Source organism: Prochlorococcus sp. MIT 0916 (assembly GCF_047305155.1).
Lineage (GTDB): Bacteria > Cyanobacteriota > Cyanobacteriia > PCC-6307 > Cyanobiaceae > Prochlorococcus_B.
Genome location: NZ_CP138980.1, coordinates 442,224 through 459,381, shown reverse-complemented (window position 1 = coordinate 459,381; position 17,158 = coordinate 442,224). Strand labels below are relative to the sequence as shown.

Genomic DNA, 17,158 nt, shown 5'->3' with positions numbered 1-17,158 from the left:
AAAGTGTTAAAACGCAGTTAAAGTAAAGGATTTGAAGATCAAGAGTTCATATTTCTGTAAGTGTGCCACAGAAACCTTGCTCTGTGTATGCTAAAAGTTAAGCAAGGGAAACTATTGAAGGGAAGCTACGTCTCAGGTATGTTGGTCTATTTCGGGTGCTGCGTGTAGGGAAACTTTTTTGAGGATGTGGTGGGTTTCTTTTCTCCTCCCTCTTAATTATTGTTAAGTGTTAGAGCGTCTCTGGCGATACCAAATAACAGGAATAAACATTAGTAGTAATGATTTAGAGAGATAAAGAGTTTCAAGAGTTCGCTTAGTGTTCCATAGAGATCAAATTTTAAGGACTAACTAGCAGAGTAAGATCTATTGTATGTCAATCGGTTTCACGCTCGTGGAGAGAAATAGAAGTTTCATGGGTGGATATGTGTGGTCTGCTTTTTATTTAAGGCATTAAAAAAGTACCTATCAAGTAGATGCTTTTACTCCAAGAGAAATAGGATTGTCTTTCCTTTGTATTCTTTATATCTAATAGCGTATGATTATAGGATAATTATTTATTATTAGCCTTTAGAAACGCAGAATTGATATATTGATGTGAAGGGATTGGGATGTTTCTCTTTAAATATTTCCTGTTTTTTAATCATGATTACTTTGTATTAAATCAAAGACAAAACATATCCGATTGTCTTTGCTTTCGAACGGAATAGTATGGTGAAATAAAGAAGAAGGGAAAATACAAATGTCTCTAGTTTCTATTTTTTTAATAGTTAAATTAAAATCTTTTTGTTCACTTGGATACCTAGGACCTTGGTAGCTAAAAGCTATGTTGCCTGAATCATTATTATTATTATTATATTTTGGAATCTGGAGATAAAAACTACCAGTAATCCATCCATATTCATGATTATGTGGTGCCAGAAATCCACCATTTTTCATATTTATCATCCATGAGTGAAGTTCATATTTTTCAGGCCAATTATTTATGAAACCTTGCCCACTATTTTTGAACTTTTGTTTGTAGTTTTCAATCTTAATTTCTAAAGCTTTTTTTAGTGATGTAATAAATGGGTAGTCTAATGAAAATAAATTTCCCGAAGTTTGTATACCATTTGTTAGATGACCTTGAGCTTTATATTGCTTTTTACTGAATTTGTTATAAGAAATTAGTTCATTTAAATGATTTTGTGAAAACGATTTTTCATTAATTTTCTCTATTAGTACATACTTAATTGCTTCATTACAGAAAGGTGATTCGTATTTCTTTCCGTAAACAATATTGGCATGCTCCACTATACCCCCAATATTAGAATTACAAGCTTTCTTCTTAGTTAGCTCTTTGTACTTCTCATTAAAATCCTTTTCTCTATTGAGAGATAGTAAACAACCTAGATATATACTTTGGCAAGAATTGGATTCGTTTTTACTTAGATATTTTAATGCTAAATCATATTTCCCTTGTAAGCATAAATTATTGGCTAAACTTATAACTAATTTTCTATTTTCAGGCTTTAATTCAACTGCTTTAATACGATGGACTATTGACTCTTGACTTTTACCAAGAGTGCCCAATACATTTCCCAAAGTATGATGAGCTAAAGCAGATTTAGGATTTATTTTAATTGCTTTGCGAAGTGATATTTCTGCTTCTTGTGGTTTACCAAGATCGCTTAATATGTTTCCCAGATTAGAATAAGCATCTGCGTAATTAGTATTGAGCGCAATTGCTTTGCGAGTAGACAATTCAGCTTCTTCTGGTTTGCCAAGCTTTATCAATACGGTTCCTAGATTTAAATGAGCCATTGCGTAATCAGCTTTGATTTCAATTGCTTTGCGAATAGATAACTCAGCTTCTTGTAATTTACCAAGATCAATTAATACATTTCCCAAATTGGACTGTGCCTCTGCGAAATTAGGTTTTAGTTCAATTGCTTTGCGAAGTGATATTTCTGCTTCTTGTAATCTACTAAGATCAATTAATACATTTCCCAAAGTGTAATGAGCTAAAGCAGATTCAGGATTAATTTTAATTGCTTTGCGAAGTGATATTTCTGCTTCTTGTGATTTGCCAAGATTTTTCAATATGACTCCATAATTAGCAAAAACTCTGTGGTCAGTGAAACCATTATTAATGAAAGATTGATAATATTTTGCTGCTTCTGAAATCTTTCCTCGTGAATGAAACTTAAATGCTTGATTGATTATTTCTTCTTTAGAAGGTTTAGATGGATGATTAGTAGAAATACTAATTTTTTCTTTGATTTCTCCTAAAGCAAATGGCACTGAGAATGTTTTGACTTGAGTCACTTTCTTTCTTTCTTGCTCTTTATCACTAGGTTCCATTATTTTCTACAAACTTTCAATTTGAGTAATTGTATTACTTACCATATCTTTATTAAAACTCTTTTTTCCTTTTTTTATCTAGATGCTATAAAAATTAACGCCAATAATGATTCTGTCTTTTGTGCCCTTATACAATACAGCAATTCTCTGACCTCTCTATTCTCGATGTATTAATCAAGACGTAATAAGTATTAAATTTGGAAAAATGAGTTTTAAGAAATTAGTTCATACAACGTTTAAAGATATTGTTGAAACTAACATTCAGATTCTGAACTGCTGAAGGAATGTCTGATTGTTTGACGATTTCTGATATTCCTTTTTTCAGTAAAGATAGGGATTCTCTATCATCATCTCTTGGAATTTGACTTTCAATCCATCCAACACACACCATTCGTTCTCCTTCAGTGACTGCTTTTACTTCATGGAGATATTTAGTAGGGTATACAATTATTTCTCCTGGATTCATTTTAATTTGCTTCTTTTCTGGAGGTATATAAAGTATTAATTCTCCCCCTTTATAATCTTCTGGTGAATTTAAGAATATAGTAAAAGATAAATCTCTTCGCCCATTAGGAGTGAAGGCAACGTCTGTGTGAGGCCCATAAAACATACCTTCACCCGTTCTTGTAAATAAAATATTAAATATCTTAGAAGAGAAAGAAAAATTATTAATTAATTCATTATTCTCGACAATTTCAATTATTTTTTCTGATAATTTAGTATGTGTTTCACACCCCCAATTTAGTTGTAGATTTCTTTTAACTTTGGAACCTTTAGCTGAAGATTTTCCATCTACCCACTCGGTTGATATAATCAGACTTTTTCTAAAATCTTTAACTTGTGCTTCATTAAGCAATTTATGAGCAAGGTAAAGCATCAGATTTATTTATGGTAATTGAATTTTAGATCATGATGTATTTTAAACAAGCATTTTAGATTATCAAACTTTTTATTATTATATCTTCTAGATCCTGTGAGTCTCTAAGCTCAAGTGCTAATAAATGCATAGATTTATCATATTTAATTAATTTACAGTTTCTATGTGATATGAATTTTGCGTGGTTTATTCAATTTCTGAAAGATGAGGGTAATGAATTTCTGCTTTGGTTTTGAAAGGAATTAACTTCTTAAGATTTAAGCATTTTTGATATAAAGTATCAGATAGGTTTAGATTTACTAATTTCTCATAAGTTTCAACAGTATAGAATTGAATATTTAAATTATTTCCTTTTCTTTTTAAATAACAGTCTTAGGATTAAATTCTATAACTTTAAAATCTTAGTAAATTTACAACAAGTATAGCAGCAAATCCATCAGATGAAGCACCTTTTGAGATTGTCCTGCTATGGCTCTTTACTGAGATCATTCTTTTGATTAAATCAATTGTCTAACGTAAATTATTGGTGCTATTCTTGAGACCTTTTAGATAGTAATTATAATCAATATCTTTAAACAAAAGTTTATCAAATTATTACTTATTACTTAATAAATTATAGAAATCTAAGGATGATATTTACTTGTGATCTCTCCTCATACTTCTGAAAATACTTAAGAGAATATCTGTATTATTATCTTCATAGAAATAATCATCTTGATCAGTCCAAAGTTGATTCTAAATAGGTTTCTCATCATATTCATTAATGATAAATTTTAAACGAGCTAACTCACCTTGGAATATATGATTTTTGGGATCAAGTTTAATTGCTCGCTCAATTTCTTTATAGGCTTGAATATTATCATTTTCTAAGCTGTATATATTACTAAGTGCTTGATAAGCCTGTGCATAATTAGGATTGATTTTGATCGATTTGTTAATACATATCTTTGCTTCATTTAAGTCACCACTCTCTTTTAATATTTGCCCCAGATTAGTATACGCTATCGCTAAATTAGGATTCAGTTCAATAGCTTTGCGTGTAGATAATTCAGCTTCCTTTAATTTGCCAAGCTCAGCGATTATAGATCCTAGATTGGAATGAGCATCTGCGTAATCAGGATTAAGTTCAATTGCTTTGCGTAGTGATATTTCTGCTTCTTGCAACTTGCCTTGATCTTTCAATATGATTCCTAGATTGGAATGCGCACCGGCGAAATCAGGATTGAGTTCAATTGCTTTGCGAGTGGATAATTCTGCTTCTTGTAATTGTCCTAGGTCGTTTAAAACTGCTCCAAGGTTTAGGTGAGCTTGAGAAGAATCAGGATTGAGTTCAATTGCTTTGCGAGTGTAGGTTTGAGCTTCTTGAAGTTTCTTTTGTTCAATTAGGATTGTTCCAAGAAGGAAATGAGAGTTAAAGAGATTGGGATTGAGTTCAATTGCTTTTCGGCAGTAAGTTTCAGCTTCTTGCTTCTTTCCTAGTTCAAAATATCCATAACCAAGATTTCCCCAGGCAGAGGCTAATTTAGGGTCATATTGAGTCGCTTTGATTAATAAAGACAATGCGTCTTGTTTGTTACCTGTATTGAGTTCAATGGTTCCTAAATTCGCTAATGCTGGAGCATAGTTATTATTAATGGCTATTGCTTTTTTATAAAACTTTTTAGCAGTATTAATATCTCCAATAGCGTGATATGTATTACCTAAATCTTTAATCACTTCATAATCATCAGGTTTAATTTTTAGCGCTTGATTTAAATATAATTGAGCATCATCTATCTTTTTTAATTTTGTAAAAGCTTTTGCGATTAATTTTAGAGCATTTATTTCAGTGCTATCAGTAGCTAATATTTTATTACAGGTATCAATTGTTTCTTGATATTTATTTTGTTTAAAGAGCGATTGAGCTATTTCTATATTTACTTCCAAGTTGATAAAGCCGAATATGTGGATAATATATCAGGCTTTTATTTGATTTCTCAGAGCTTGTTTTGAAAAGGGCTATTTCCCCCAATCAACTACTTCATTGAAGTTATACAACTTTTATGTGTCCTTTAACCCGTAGTTAAAGGTTTGGGAAAAATCTTCTATTGAGATAGTCGGGAGTGTTGTTGAGTATGACGTTTATTCTTCTCATACGGCACTAGAAATAACCTCCCAAATCATCTGATTTCTTCTTCCATTACCTTTTGCTTGTAAGGAATCAGTTTTGTAAGTTTGTTCATGTTTCATCTATAGAGAAACAGAGGTGTCCTGTAATCATATATTTATTACCTTTAATTACTTTGTTTCCTCTATGCGTATGCGTCCATTCTGCTGGCCAGATTAAAGTTAAACCTTTTTTAGGTTGTATTTCTAAATTATAATTGTCAAAATATGTCGTCCCTCCTTCTTCTACATTGTTTAAGTAAGTCATAAAGGCAAAAAGTCTATGAAGAGTTCCTATGCCTACCCTTTCGCAATGTATTGCTTGATAGTGTTGACCTGTTTCATATTTACCAATATTAAAGCCAGGAATATTTAAATTTCTAGCAATTTTTTTTAAGTAGGGCCACTCATCACAAAAGTCTTTATAACATTCAAATAAATTATCAAAGTACATCTTTAATACTTTATTTTTTGATAGGTTGATTTCCTTTGGAGAAATTCTTAAATCTATTCTATTTTTCGCGTCTAAATTTATAGATGCGTTTGGTCCTGCAGCTCCTTGGCCGTGATTAGCTTGATTATTTTCAAAATAAACTACTAATTCATTACATAATGAATTATCTATTATCCATGAACCAATAAAGTTAGGTGAAAGATTAGACTCTTCTATTTCAAATGATTTTATCACTACTGATATACCGATACTCCTTTTTCTAAATCAAAGGAGATAGTACCATCTCCTTTTTTTAAAAGATTTAATGCTTTGACATATTGACCTTTATTTAAAAGTGATTGCCCTAAACCAACAAGGGCTTGAGGCATATTTGGTTTAATGTTAAGACTTCTATTGTAACTTAAAATAGCCTCATCTGTTTCCCCAACAGCACTCAATATGGTTCCCAGAATGTAATGAGCATTTGCGTCATTTGGTTTCAGTTCAATAGCTTTGCGAGTAGATAATTCTGCGTCTTGTAATTTACCAAAAGATTTCAATATGCTTCCCAGATTGGAATGTGCCTCTGCTAAATCAGGGTTCATTTCAATTGCTTTGCGGTATGAGATTTCTGCCTCTTTTAATTTGCCAAGATCTTTAAAAATGATTCCTAGGTTGGAATGCGCCTCTCCTAAATCAGGATTAAGTTTAATTGCTTTACGTAGGTATTTTTCTGCTTCATTATGTCTATTTAGCTCAAGGAGGATTGTTCCAAGAAGGAAATGAGAGTTAAAGAGATTGGGATTGAGTTCAATTGCTTTGCGAGTGGATAATTCTGCTTCTTGTAATTGTCCTAGGTCGTTTAAAACTGCTCCAAGGTTTAGGTGAGCTTGAGAGGAATCAGGATTGAGTTCAATTGCTTTGCGAGTGTAGGTTTGAGCTTCTTGAAGTTTCTTTTGTTCAATTAGGATTGTTCCAAGAAGGAAATGAGAGTTAAAGAGATTGGGATTGAGTTCAATTGCTTTTCGGCAGTAAGTTTCAGCTTCTTGCTTCTTTCCTAGTTCAAAATATCCATAACCAAGATTTCCCCAGGCAGAGGCTAATTTAGGGTCATATTGAGTCGCTTTGATTAATAAAGACAATGCGTCTTGTTTGTTACCTGTATTGAGTTCAATGGTTCCTAAATTCGCTAATGCTGGAGCATAGTTATTATTAATGGCTATTGCTTTTTTATAAAACTTTTTAGCAGTATTAATATCTCCAATAGCGTGATATGTATTACCTAAATCTTTAATCACTTCATAATCATCAGGTTTAATTTTTAGCGCTTGATTTAAATATAATTGAGCATCATCTATCTTTTTTAATTTTGTAAAAGCTTTTGCGATTAATTTTAGAGCATTTATTTCAGTGCTATCAGTAGCTAATATTTTATTACAGGTATCAATTGTTTCTTGATATTTATTTTGTTTAAAGAGCGATTGAGCTATTTCTATATTTACTTCCAAGTTGATAAAGCCGAATATGTGGATAATATATCAGGCTTTTATTTGATTTCTCAGAGCTTGTTTTGAAAAGGGCTATTTCCCCCAACCCACTACTTCATTGAAGTTATACAACTTTTATGTGTCCTTTAACCCGTAGTTAAAGGTTTGGGAAAAATCTTCTATTGTATCTCTCTGAAGTTTTAATGAGTTGGGATGCTTCCCAACCCGTTCCAACCCGTTCTCTTTCCCTTTAATCGGAATTACTCCCGCTCAATTTTTTTTTCTTAAGAACTTCCCCAGCTTTTATTTATATTTTTTTGTTAAATCAAAGACTAGGCAAATACGCTCTTCTGTGTTTTTAAAGGGAATAGTTTTGTGGAATAGAGAAGATGGGAATATACATATGTCGCGAGTTTCTATATTTTTAATAGTTGAATGAAAAACTTTGCCATTTGTAGGGAATTCTGGGCCTTGGTAACTAAATGATATATTTCCTGCGTTTTTATCCTTACTATTTTTTGGCAAATTTAGATAAAAACTACCAGTGATCCATCCATATCTGTGATTATGCTGCTGAATGAATCCACCAGTCTTCATTGATAGTAGCCATGAACGAAGAGTATAATCTTTAGGCCAATTTTTAATAAAACCCTCCTCACTATTTTTAAATTTTTCTTTATAAAGTTTAATCTTGAACTCTAATGCTTTTTGTATTGATTTAATAAAGGGGTAGTTTAATGAAAATAAATCACCTGAAGTTTGCTTAGCTTCATGAATAAGTGATTGAGGCTTTATCTTAATTTGATCACTATTAAGATAAGAGATGAGTTGTTGAAGATGATTATCAGGGAATAGATCTTTATTGATTTTCTCTATACTCACATACTGAATCGCATCATTACAAAAGTATGAGTTTTTTCTAGTTCCATAAATAATATTTGCGTGTTCAACGATTCCACTAATATCAGCATTGCAGATTTTCTTTTTTGATAGCTCATGGTATTTTTGATCGAATTCTTTTTCGTTATTAAGGCATAATAAACAACTTAAATGTAAACTCTGGCAATTATCAGATTTGTTTCCTTGAAGATATTTTATAGCTAAATCATATTTTCGATCAAGATAAAGACGCCTAGCTAATTCTTCAACAGTATTTGTTAGATCAGGGTCTAGTTTAATAGCTTTTATCCATTCATTTTCTGCTTCTCTTAATTTCCCAAGCTCGTTCAATATGCTGCCAAGATGCGAATGGGCAGCTGCGAAATCAGGGTTGATTTTAAGTGCTTTACGTGTTGATATTTCGGCTTCATGTAAGTTGCCAAGACCTTTCAATATAATCCCCAGATTTAAATGAGCATTGGCTAAATCAGGATTGAGCTCAATTGCTTTGCGTGTAGATAATTCTGCTTCATGCAAGTTGCCAATCTTTTCAAGCAAACCACCTAAAGCTAAGTAAGCCTGAAAGAAATTAGGTTTGAGTTCTATGGTTTTGCGTAGGGCTTGTTCTGCTTCTTCCAATTTACCAAGATCACTTAATATGTTTCCTAGATTGGAATTTGCTTTCGCGTCATTGGGTTTAAGTTCAATTGCTTTACGAGATGATATTTCGGCTTCTTGAAGTTTACCAAGATCTCTCAAAATACTTCCTAGATTGGAATGCGCCTCTGCGAAATCAGGATTAAGTTCAATTGCTTTGCGAGTGTAGGTTTCAGCTTCTTGAAGTTTCTTTTGTTCAATTAGGATTGTTCCAAGAAGGAAATAAGAGTTAAAGAGATTGGGATTGAGTTCAATTGCTTTGCGAGTGGATAATTCTGCTTCTTGTAATTGTCCTAGGTCGTTTAAAACAACCCCAAGGTTTAGGTGAGCTTGAGAGGAATCAGGATTGAGTTCAATTGCTTTGCGAGTGTAGGTTTGAGCTTCTTGAAGTTTCTTTTGTTCAATTAGGATTGTTCCAAGAAGGAAATGAGAGTTAAAGAGATTGGGATTGAGTTCAATTGCTTTGCGTAAAGGCTCTTCTGCTTCTTGTAGTTGTCCTAGATCTTTTAAAACTGCTCCAAGGTTTAGATGAGCCTGAAAGAAATCAGGATTAAGTTCGATTGCTTTGCGAGTGTAGGTTTGAGCTTCTTGAAGTTTCTTTTGCCCAATTAGGATTGTTCCAAGAAGGAAATGAGAGTTAAAGAGATTGGGATTGAGTTCAATTGCTTTGCGAGTGGATAATTCTGCTTCTTGTAATTGTCCTAGGTCGTTTAAAACTGCTCCAAGGTTTAGGTGAGCTTGAGAGGAATCAGGATTGAGTTCAATTGCTTTGCGAGTGTAGGTTTGAGCTTCTTGAAGTTTCTTTTGTTCAATTAGGATTGTTCCAAGAAGGAAATGAGAGTTAAAGAGATTGGGATTGAGTTCAATTGCTTTTCGGCAGTAAGTTTCAGCTTCTTGCTTCTTTCCTAGTTCAAAATATCCATAACCAAGATTTCCCCAGGCAGAGGCTAATTTAGGGTCATATTGAGTCGCTTTGATTAATAAAGACAATGCGTCTTGTTTGTTACCTGTATTGAGTTCAATGGTTCCTAAATTCGCTAATGCTGGAGCATAGTTATTATTAATGGCTATTGCTTTTTTATAAAACTTTTTAGCAGTATTAATATCTCCAATAGCGTGATATGTATTACCTAAATCTTTAATCACTTCATAATCATCAGGTTTAATTTTTAGCGCTTGATTTAAATATAATTGAGCATCATCTATCTTTTTTAATTTTGTAAAAGCTTTTGCGATTAATTTTAGAGCATTTATTTCAGTGCTATCAGTAGCTAATATTTTATTACAGGTATCAATTGTTTCTTGATATTTATTTTGTTTAAAGAGCGATTGAGCTATTTCTATATTTACTTCCAAGTTGATAAAGCCGAATATGTGGATAATATATCAGGCTTTTATTTGATTTCTCAGAGCTTGTTTTGAAAAGGGCTATTTCCCCAAATCAACTACTTCATTGAAGTTATCAAATTTAGTAATATTTTCTAATTCATGCTAGAAAATTTACTCTTTTACTCTCTTTAGGCAGGGCAAGAGAATAATTGCCCTTAATTAAAATTTTAATTCAGTGTGGGTATTTGTGTAGGGAAATATTGATTTTTTCTACTTCACTCTTGCCTTCCGTTGCCGTTGTTTCTTTTTCCTCTCTTAAGGACTTTCTCTCGGTTTTTCTTAAATTCAGAGGGTTTATAGGAGTTTAGAATCTCCCAATTCCTCTGATGTTACTGATTAAAGGGGTTCGAAAGGGTTCAGATGGATTCATGCCAAGTCAAACACGGCTTGTAGGTAATGTTGTGGGTAAATATGTTCTTATTCTTGCTAAGAATTGCAGTAGCAGAAAGCATTCATTAATTAAATAATTAGTAAAAATTTATCCAACCAGTAATGATATATTTTGACCCTTTTTTGAGTATGTCGCCTCTATGTGCATGAGTCCATTCAGCAGGCCAAATTAAAGTTAATCCTTTTCTAGGTTTTATTTCAAGATCATAATGATTGAAATATGTTGAGCCACCTTCTGAAACATCATTTAAGTAAGTCATAAACGCAAAAATACGGTGAAGACTCTCTAAAGAGAATCGTTCTGTATGTATTTCTTTGAAATGTTGACCAGATTTATATCTTTGCAAATTAAAAGAACCAATTTCCAATCTTTTTGATATCTTTTCTAAAAAAGACCATTCATCTACATAGTTTTTAAAGCATTCAAAAAGTTGATCAAAATATGCTTTAAATACCTCATTACCTGGTTCGATTATTTCTTTGGGATTAATAGAAATATCAACGCTATCTTTTGCCTCAAGATTTATACCATTTCCTACGACATCACTACCTACTACACCACTTCCTTGTTTGGGTTTATTAAGTTCAAAGTAGGAGATAAGATCGTCACAAATTAGTAATGGTTCGATATTCCATGAGCCAATAAAGTTTGGATTCTTATTACCTGAATTTATTTCTACTTTTTTCATTTAATAAATGGTTATGGAGGACTTAGTAGGATTAAAATCGATTGAACCTGCTCCCTCTCTTAGTTTCAGAATACCATCGGAATGATTACCTTTCTTTAAAAGTAGTCTTCCTATTGCTCTCAGAGCAGAGTCAAGGTTCTTATCGATATTAATTGCCGCCTGATGACATAAAAGAGCTTCATCTATTTTGCCTAGGCTTGTTAAAATAGTTCCAAGACTATAATGAGCTTTTGCTAAATCAGGATTAAGTTCAATTGCTTTTCGTTGGGATAATTCTGCTTCTTCCAATTTACCAAGATCACTTAATATGTTTCCTAGATTGGAATTTGCTTTCGCGTCATTGGGTTTAAGTTCAATTGCTTTACGAGATGATATTTCGGCTTCTTGAAGTTTACCAAGATCTCTCAAAATACTTCCTAGATTGGAATGCGCCTCTGCGAAATCAGGATTAAGTTCAATTGCTTTGCGAGTGTAGGTTTCAGCTTCTTGAAGTTTCTTTTGTTCAATTAGGATTGTTCCAAGAAGGAAATAAGAGTTAAAGAGATTGGGATTGAGTTCAATTGCTTTGCGAGTGGATAATTCTGCTTCTTGTAATTGTCCTAGGTCGTTTAAAACAACCCCAAGGTTTAGGTGAGCTTGAGAGGAATCAGGATTGAGTTCAATTGCTTTGCGAGTGTAGGTTTGAGCTTCTTGAAGTTTCTTTTGTTCAATTAGGATTGTTCCAAGAAGGAAATGAGAGTTAAAGAGATTGGGATTGAGTTCAATTGCTTTGCGTAAAGGCTCTTCTGCTTCTTGTAGTTGTCCTAGATCTTTTAAAACTGCTCCAAGGTTTAGATGAGCCTGAAAGAAATCAGGATTAAGTTCGATTGCTTTGCGAGTGTAGGTTTGAGCTTCTTGAAGTTTCTTTTGCCCAATTAGGATTGTTCCAAGAAGGAAATGAGAGTTAAAGAGATTGGGATTGAGTTCAATTGCTTTGCGAGTGGATAATTCTGCTTCTTGTAATTGTCCTAGGTCGTTTAAAACTGCTCCAAGGTTTAGGTGAGCTTGAGAGGAATCAGGATTGAGTTCAATTGCTTTGCGAGTGTAGGTTTGAGCTTCTTGAAGTTTCTTTTGTTCAATTAGGATTGTTCCAAGAAGGAAATGAGAGTTAAAGAGATTGGGATTGAGTTCAATTGCTTTTCGGCAGTAAGTTTCAGCTTCTTGCTTCTTTCCTAGTTCAAAATATCCATAACCAAGATTTCCCCAGGCAGAGGCTAATTTAGGGTCATATTGAGTCGCTTTGATTAATAAAGACAATGCGTCTTGTTTGTTACCTGTATTGAGTTCAATGGTTCCTAAATTCGCTAATGCTGGAGCATAGTTATTATTAATGGCTATTGCTTTTTTATAAAACTTTTTAGCAGTATTAATATCTCCAATAGCGTGATATGTATTACCTAAATCTTTAATCACTTCATAATCATCAGGTTTAATTTTTAGCGCTTGATTTAAATATAATTGAGCATCATCTATCTTTTTTAATTTTGTAAAAGCTTTTGCGATTAATTTTAGAGCATTTATTTCAGTGCTATCAGTAGCTAATATTTTATTACAGGTATCAATTGTTTCTTGATATTTATTTTGTTTAAAGAGCGATTGAGCTATTTCTATATTTACTTCCAAGTTGATAAAGCCGAATATGTGGATAATATATCAGGCTTTTATTTGATTTCTCAGAGCTTGTTTTGAAAAGAGATGATTTACTAATCAATTAATTGATTGTACTCATGTAATGTCCACAATATTAATTTTGACTTAAGTTACTTTGTAAGTAACTATCTCTTTCACTTTTACGATCCTCTCCAATTGTTATAGCAAGAGAAATTCTCATGTACAACACGCGAAAATATTGTTATTGAGAGATTTATTTGATTGAGTTTTGGATAGGTTCATAAGATATATTTTGTGAAAATATTGATTGTTTATTGTATTGAGTATTAACTGTAGTTAAATAAGTTTATGGCTATATATCATCTCAACTTCCTCTTGATTAAGACTGATTTTTGAGAGACTATTTTGTAATATGAAATTATACGCTGCTGAATTAGTTAGATCTTCTTTTAGATACCCAGAATTGATACATCGCTTGGAAGGTGTTGGTGTGCTTTTCTTCGAATTTTTCCCAGTTTTGTAAGTTTGTTTGTTTTTTATCTTCTGGATAATAGTATTTATATAGAGATTTTACTGGATTAGGAAGTAGGAATCCATGAAATTGTAATTGATGTGATCTGATCAATTCTTGTAATTGCTTGATTGTGAATCTATGTTCTTGTGCGTGAAAGAAAAGGTCACGACAAGTAGAAAGTGTATAAAAATCAGCACTAGATTTTAGTATATCTATCCCTGGGAAATTTCCAGAAATAACATCTTCTCTAAATAACTTAATATCATTATTATTTGGTTGAAGATTTTTTTTGGAGATATAGCTTTTTGCTTTTATTATATTTTCTCTAGCTAGTTCACTATATAAACCTAATTTAAGAAAACCATTTTCTTTTAAAGTATCTAGCAGTACTTTTAAACCATTCAAAGGGTTTTTCATATGGTGTAAAACCCCAGAGCATAAAATAATATCAAATTCCTCTTTTAATAAACCAACATCTAATAAATCCATTTGAATTAAATCGACATTATTAATTCCCATTTCATTTATTTTTCGTTGCGCAAAAGAAAGACTAGCAGAACTTAAATCTATTCCTTTTATTTCAGCATCTTTATAGATTAGAGCATGTGTTATTTGCATGCCTGTCCCACAACCAGCGATTAAAACCTTTAATTTATCAGGCTCACTATTAGAATTGATTGAGTTAGGTCTTATTTCTGAATTTATTGACTTTACATGAGAATAATTAAAATTTTTCAAAGAAAATCCCTGTTTCCATCTAGGATATGGATTGTCCTCATATTGTAGCTGCACTTTTTTTGAAATAGGTTCATTTATTGAGCCAAGTTTTTTTAAATTTTTAGACAATTCTATTTCCTTAAGAGGCTCTAAAATTTGTATTTTTATTAGCTCTTTAAGGCTATTATTTGAAGGACGATAATCTTGCAAATATTGTATTTGCTTTAATAGCTTATGTAAAGGCAAATAACAGGCAATAATAGAAATATATATTTCTTTCATTTCACCATTCTTACATCTGTTGATTATTTGATTAATATATATATCTTCTAACTTGGTTGATGAGTAAACATATTCATTAAGAAAACATTGTTCGGCTAAAGCAATAGTAATTTCAAGTGTTATCTGATTAATATCTTCTATATTGCTTATTATCTCTTCACATATTCTTCTTCTTATTTTTTTTAATGACTTCTCAAGTATAAAATCTGTAATAAAAATTAGTTTCAATGCTTTAAATATGACTTTATTATCCTCAAAGAAATGAAATAATTCATTTAGATCAGATTCTGAATCTAATTTATATAGATAATTTTTAATTTCATTCCCATATAAAAAATTAAATATATTGAATAATTCCTGATGAATTATATCTGTATTTTCTAATAGAACATTAAATATATTTTTTAATTTAAATTTATTCAATTTTGATGGATCTGAATCTCTTAGGAATCTACTTATATATATATAGATATTGGGCAATTTTGGATTTATTTCAAGTGCTTTTAAATACGAGTCAAATGCTGCTTCTGTCTTCCCTCTGTAACCTAGGATACTTCCAAGACTAGCATGAGCAAATGCGTAATTAGGATTAATTTGAATTGCATTAAGAGTAGTTTCTTCTGCTTTTCTCAATTTGCCAAGATTTCTTAAAATTAATCCATACTTTGCACAAACTATGTGATCCTTAAATCCTTTATCTATGAACTGTTGATAGTATTTTGCTGCTTCTATAATGTTCCCTTGCGATTCAAGCTTAAATGCTTGATTCATTAGTTGCTCCTGAGCTGATTTAGTAGTAGGTTGATTACCAATAGTAATATTTCTTGGACTTTCTTCTAAAGCGAATGGAACTGGAAATGTAGTTACTTGTGTATATTTTTTATGTCTTTGAATAGAGCCCTCCATTTTTAACCTTTAAGAACTAGAACTTTTCTTTTTATTTTAAACTATAAATGTTTCGCTTCATTTTTCTTCCTTTATAAATATTTAGATAAAATTAATAAAAAGAGTAATTCTAGTCTTTTTGTATTAAATCGAAAACAAAACATATTCTTTCTTGTTTACTTTCAAAAGGAATAGTTTTGTGGAATAAAGAAGAAGGAAACAAACATATATCTCTAAACTCGACTTTTTTGGTAATTGAATTGAAACTCTTTCCTCTTGTTGGGTAATCAGTTCCTTGATTACTAAAAACTATATTCCCGGCTAATTCATCACGATAGTCTGTGGGAACTTTGAGATAATAACTTCCAGTAATCCAACCATACTCGTGATTATGTTGTTTCAGAAAACCACCACTTTTCATTCCAATAATCCATGATCTTAGTTCATAATTTTCAGGCCAATTTGTAATGAAACCTTGTTTGCAATCTTTGAATTTATTCTTATATATTTCAATTTTCAATTCTAGCTGATTTTTTAGAGCATTTATAAAAGGAAGATTCAACAAAAACAAATTCCCTGAAGTTTGTACACCATGTTGAAGAAGACCTTGGTTTTTAGTAGATATTTGGCTATTTTTTAAGTATTCAATCGTTTGATTTAAGTATTCTCTTGAAAATGATTCTTCACTTATCTTGTCCCATAAAATATATTTAATAGCATCATTACAGAAAGGAGAACTATATTTATTTTTATAAATTACATTGGCATGTTCTATAATCCCTCCTACATGTGCATTACAAATTCCTTCCTTTACTAAACTTTGATAGCTCTTATGAAAATCCTCTTCTCTATCGAGACATAATAAACAACTTAAATATAAACTTCTGCATCTATGAAAACTTTTACCTTTTAGGTAATTTATCGCCGATTTATATTTTTTTTCAAAATAAAGTTGTTCAGCTAATAAAAAATTAGTTTTTTCTAATTTAGGATCTATTTTAATCGCCTTCAACCAGTATTGCTTTGCTTCTGTTATTTTCCCTTGGTCTTTTAATATACCACCTAGGTTTGAATAAGCTTTAGAAAAATTAGGCTGAAGTTTAATAGCTTTAATTTGTAATAATTCGGCTTCCTTTAGCTCTCCAAGGTCTCTAAGCGTATTACCTAGAGCTGCATAAGCCATTACATAATCTGGTTTCAGTTTAATAGCTTTACGAAGGTACTTTTCTGCTGATGTTAAATTTCCAAGTTCTTTATATAAAATTCCAAGGTTTAAATGAGCAGTGGCATATTCAGGCCTAAGTTCAATAGCTTCTCTAAGCGAAGATTCAGCTTCCTTGAATCTGTTAAGTTTTCTTAGTGTGTTACCTAGAGTTGCAAAAGCCATTGCATAATCAGGTTTCAGTTTGATAGCTTTTCTAAGTAATACCTCTGCTTCTTTTAATCTCCCAAGATTAAAAAATAATGATCCAAGATTAGCGTATGCAGGTACAAAATTAGGGTGAAGTTCAATGGACTTTCGTAATAATTTTTCAGCTTCTTTAAATTTTTCAATATCTTTTAATAAGATTCCATAATTAGATAAAAAAGTTGCTTCATTGCAACCTTGCTCAAGACAATATTGATAATATTTTACAGCTTCTAAAAAGTTACCTTGGGAATGAAACTTAAATGCTTGATTTATTATTTTATTTTTATTAATCGATTTGTTCTTAGAAAAACTAATGGCTTCCGATTCTATTTTTAAAGGCAATTCAACTGGGAATGTATTTAATTCCTGATCTTTTCTTTTGCCTTTTGCCCTTTGATCTTGCTCTTCCATTC

General features: G+C 31.6%; 10 protein-coding genes. All 10 read right to left on the bottom strand.

Annotated features, from left to right (window positions below):
* Nucleotides 1–636 precede the first annotated feature (636 nt).
* The 10 genes from SIB53_RS02425 to SIB53_RS02380 all read right to left on the bottom strand — a co-directional run bounded on the left by SIB53_RS02425 (nt 637) and on the right by SIB53_RS02380 (nt 17,156).
* On the bottom strand, nt 637–2,340 hold the full coding sequence (locus SIB53_RS02425; RefSeq protein WP_413678627.1) for a tetratricopeptide repeat protein: 1,704 nt from the start codon (nt 2,338–2,340) through the stop codon (nt 637–639).
* A gap of 220 nt (nt 2,341–2,560) precedes the next feature.
* Nucleotides 2,561–3,217: a Fe2+-dependent dioxygenase gene (locus tag SIB53_RS02420; RefSeq protein ID WP_413678626.1), complete on the bottom strand. Its 657-nt coding sequence runs from the start codon at nt 3,215–3,217 to the stop codon at nt 2,561–2,563.
* Nucleotides 3,218–3,952: 735 nt separating this feature from the next.
* Nucleotides 3,953–5,143 (bottom strand): tetratricopeptide repeat protein, encoded by a 1,191-nt coding sequence (locus SIB53_RS02415; protein ID WP_413678625.1) that lies wholly within the window; start codon nt 5,141–5,143, stop codon nt 3,953–3,955.
* Between the two features lie 292 nt (nt 5,144–5,435).
* Nucleotides 5,436–6,050, bottom strand: a complete 615-nt coding sequence (locus tag SIB53_RS02410) for a 2OG-Fe(II) oxygenase (protein WP_413678624.1) — start codon at nt 6,048–6,050, stop codon at nt 5,436–5,438.
* Nucleotides 6,050–7,303, bottom strand: coding sequence for a tetratricopeptide repeat protein (locus tag SIB53_RS02405; protein ID WP_413678623.1), 1,254 nt, complete (start codon nt 7,301–7,303; stop codon nt 6,050–6,052). The genes SIB53_RS02410 and SIB53_RS02405 overlap by 1 nt, the downstream gene beginning before the upstream one ends.
* Nucleotides 7,304–7,585: 282 nt before the next feature.
* The gene (locus SIB53_RS02400) at nt 7,586–10,174 is read right to left on the bottom strand and encodes a tetratricopeptide repeat protein (RefSeq protein WP_413678622.1); all 2,589 of its coding nucleotides are present in this window, start codon (nt 10,172–10,174) and stop codon (nt 7,586–7,588) included.
* A gap of 500 nt (nt 10,175–10,674) precedes the next feature.
* Nucleotides 10,675–11,286 carry a 2OG-Fe(II) oxygenase gene (locus tag SIB53_RS02395; RefSeq protein ID WP_413678621.1) on the bottom strand — a complete coding sequence of 204 codons (612 nt, stop codon included), beginning with the start codon at nt 11,284–11,286 and terminating at the stop codon, nt 10,675–10,677.
* Nucleotides 11,287–12,948: a tetratricopeptide repeat protein gene (locus tag SIB53_RS02390; protein WP_413678620.1), complete on the bottom strand. Its 1,662-nt coding sequence runs from the start codon at nt 12,946–12,948 to the stop codon at nt 11,287–11,289. It lies immediately after the preceding gene.
* 421 nt (nt 12,949–13,369) lie between these two features.
* Nucleotides 13,370–15,355 carry a methyltransferase gene (locus SIB53_RS02385; protein WP_413678619.1) on the bottom strand — a complete coding sequence of 662 codons (1,986 nt, stop codon included), beginning with the start codon at nt 15,353–15,355 and terminating at the stop codon, nt 13,370–13,372.
* A 109-nt stretch (nt 15,356–15,464) separates the two neighbouring features.
* Complete coding sequence (locus tag SIB53_RS02380; RefSeq protein WP_413678618.1) at nt 15,465–17,156, bottom strand: tetratricopeptide repeat protein; 1,692 nt, start codon at nt 17,154–17,156, stop codon at nt 15,465–15,467.
* Nucleotides 17,157–17,158: the final 2 nt, after the last annotated feature.

What these genes read in the sequence shown, in the direction of transcription:
- SIB53_RS02425 (WP_413678627.1), bottom strand. Translation starts at nt 2,340, where the DNA reads ATGGAACCTAGTGATAAAGAGCAAGAAAGAAAGAAAGTGACTCAAGTC.
- SIB53_RS02420 (WP_413678626.1), bottom strand. Translation starts at nt 3,217, where the DNA reads ATGCTTTACCTTGCTCATAAATTGCTTAATGAAGCACAAGTTAAAGAT.
- SIB53_RS02395 (WP_413678621.1), bottom strand. Translation starts at nt 11,286, where the DNA reads ATGAAAAAAGTAGAAATAAATTCAGGTAATAAGAATCCAAACTTTATT.
- SIB53_RS02385 (WP_413678619.1), bottom strand. Translation starts at nt 15,355, where the DNA reads ATGGAGGGCTCTATTCAAAGACATAAAAAATATACACAAGTAACTACA.
- SIB53_RS02380 (WP_413678618.1), bottom strand. Translation starts at nt 17,156, where the DNA reads ATGGAAGAGCAAGATCAAAGGGCAAAAGGCAAAAGAAAAGATCAGGAA.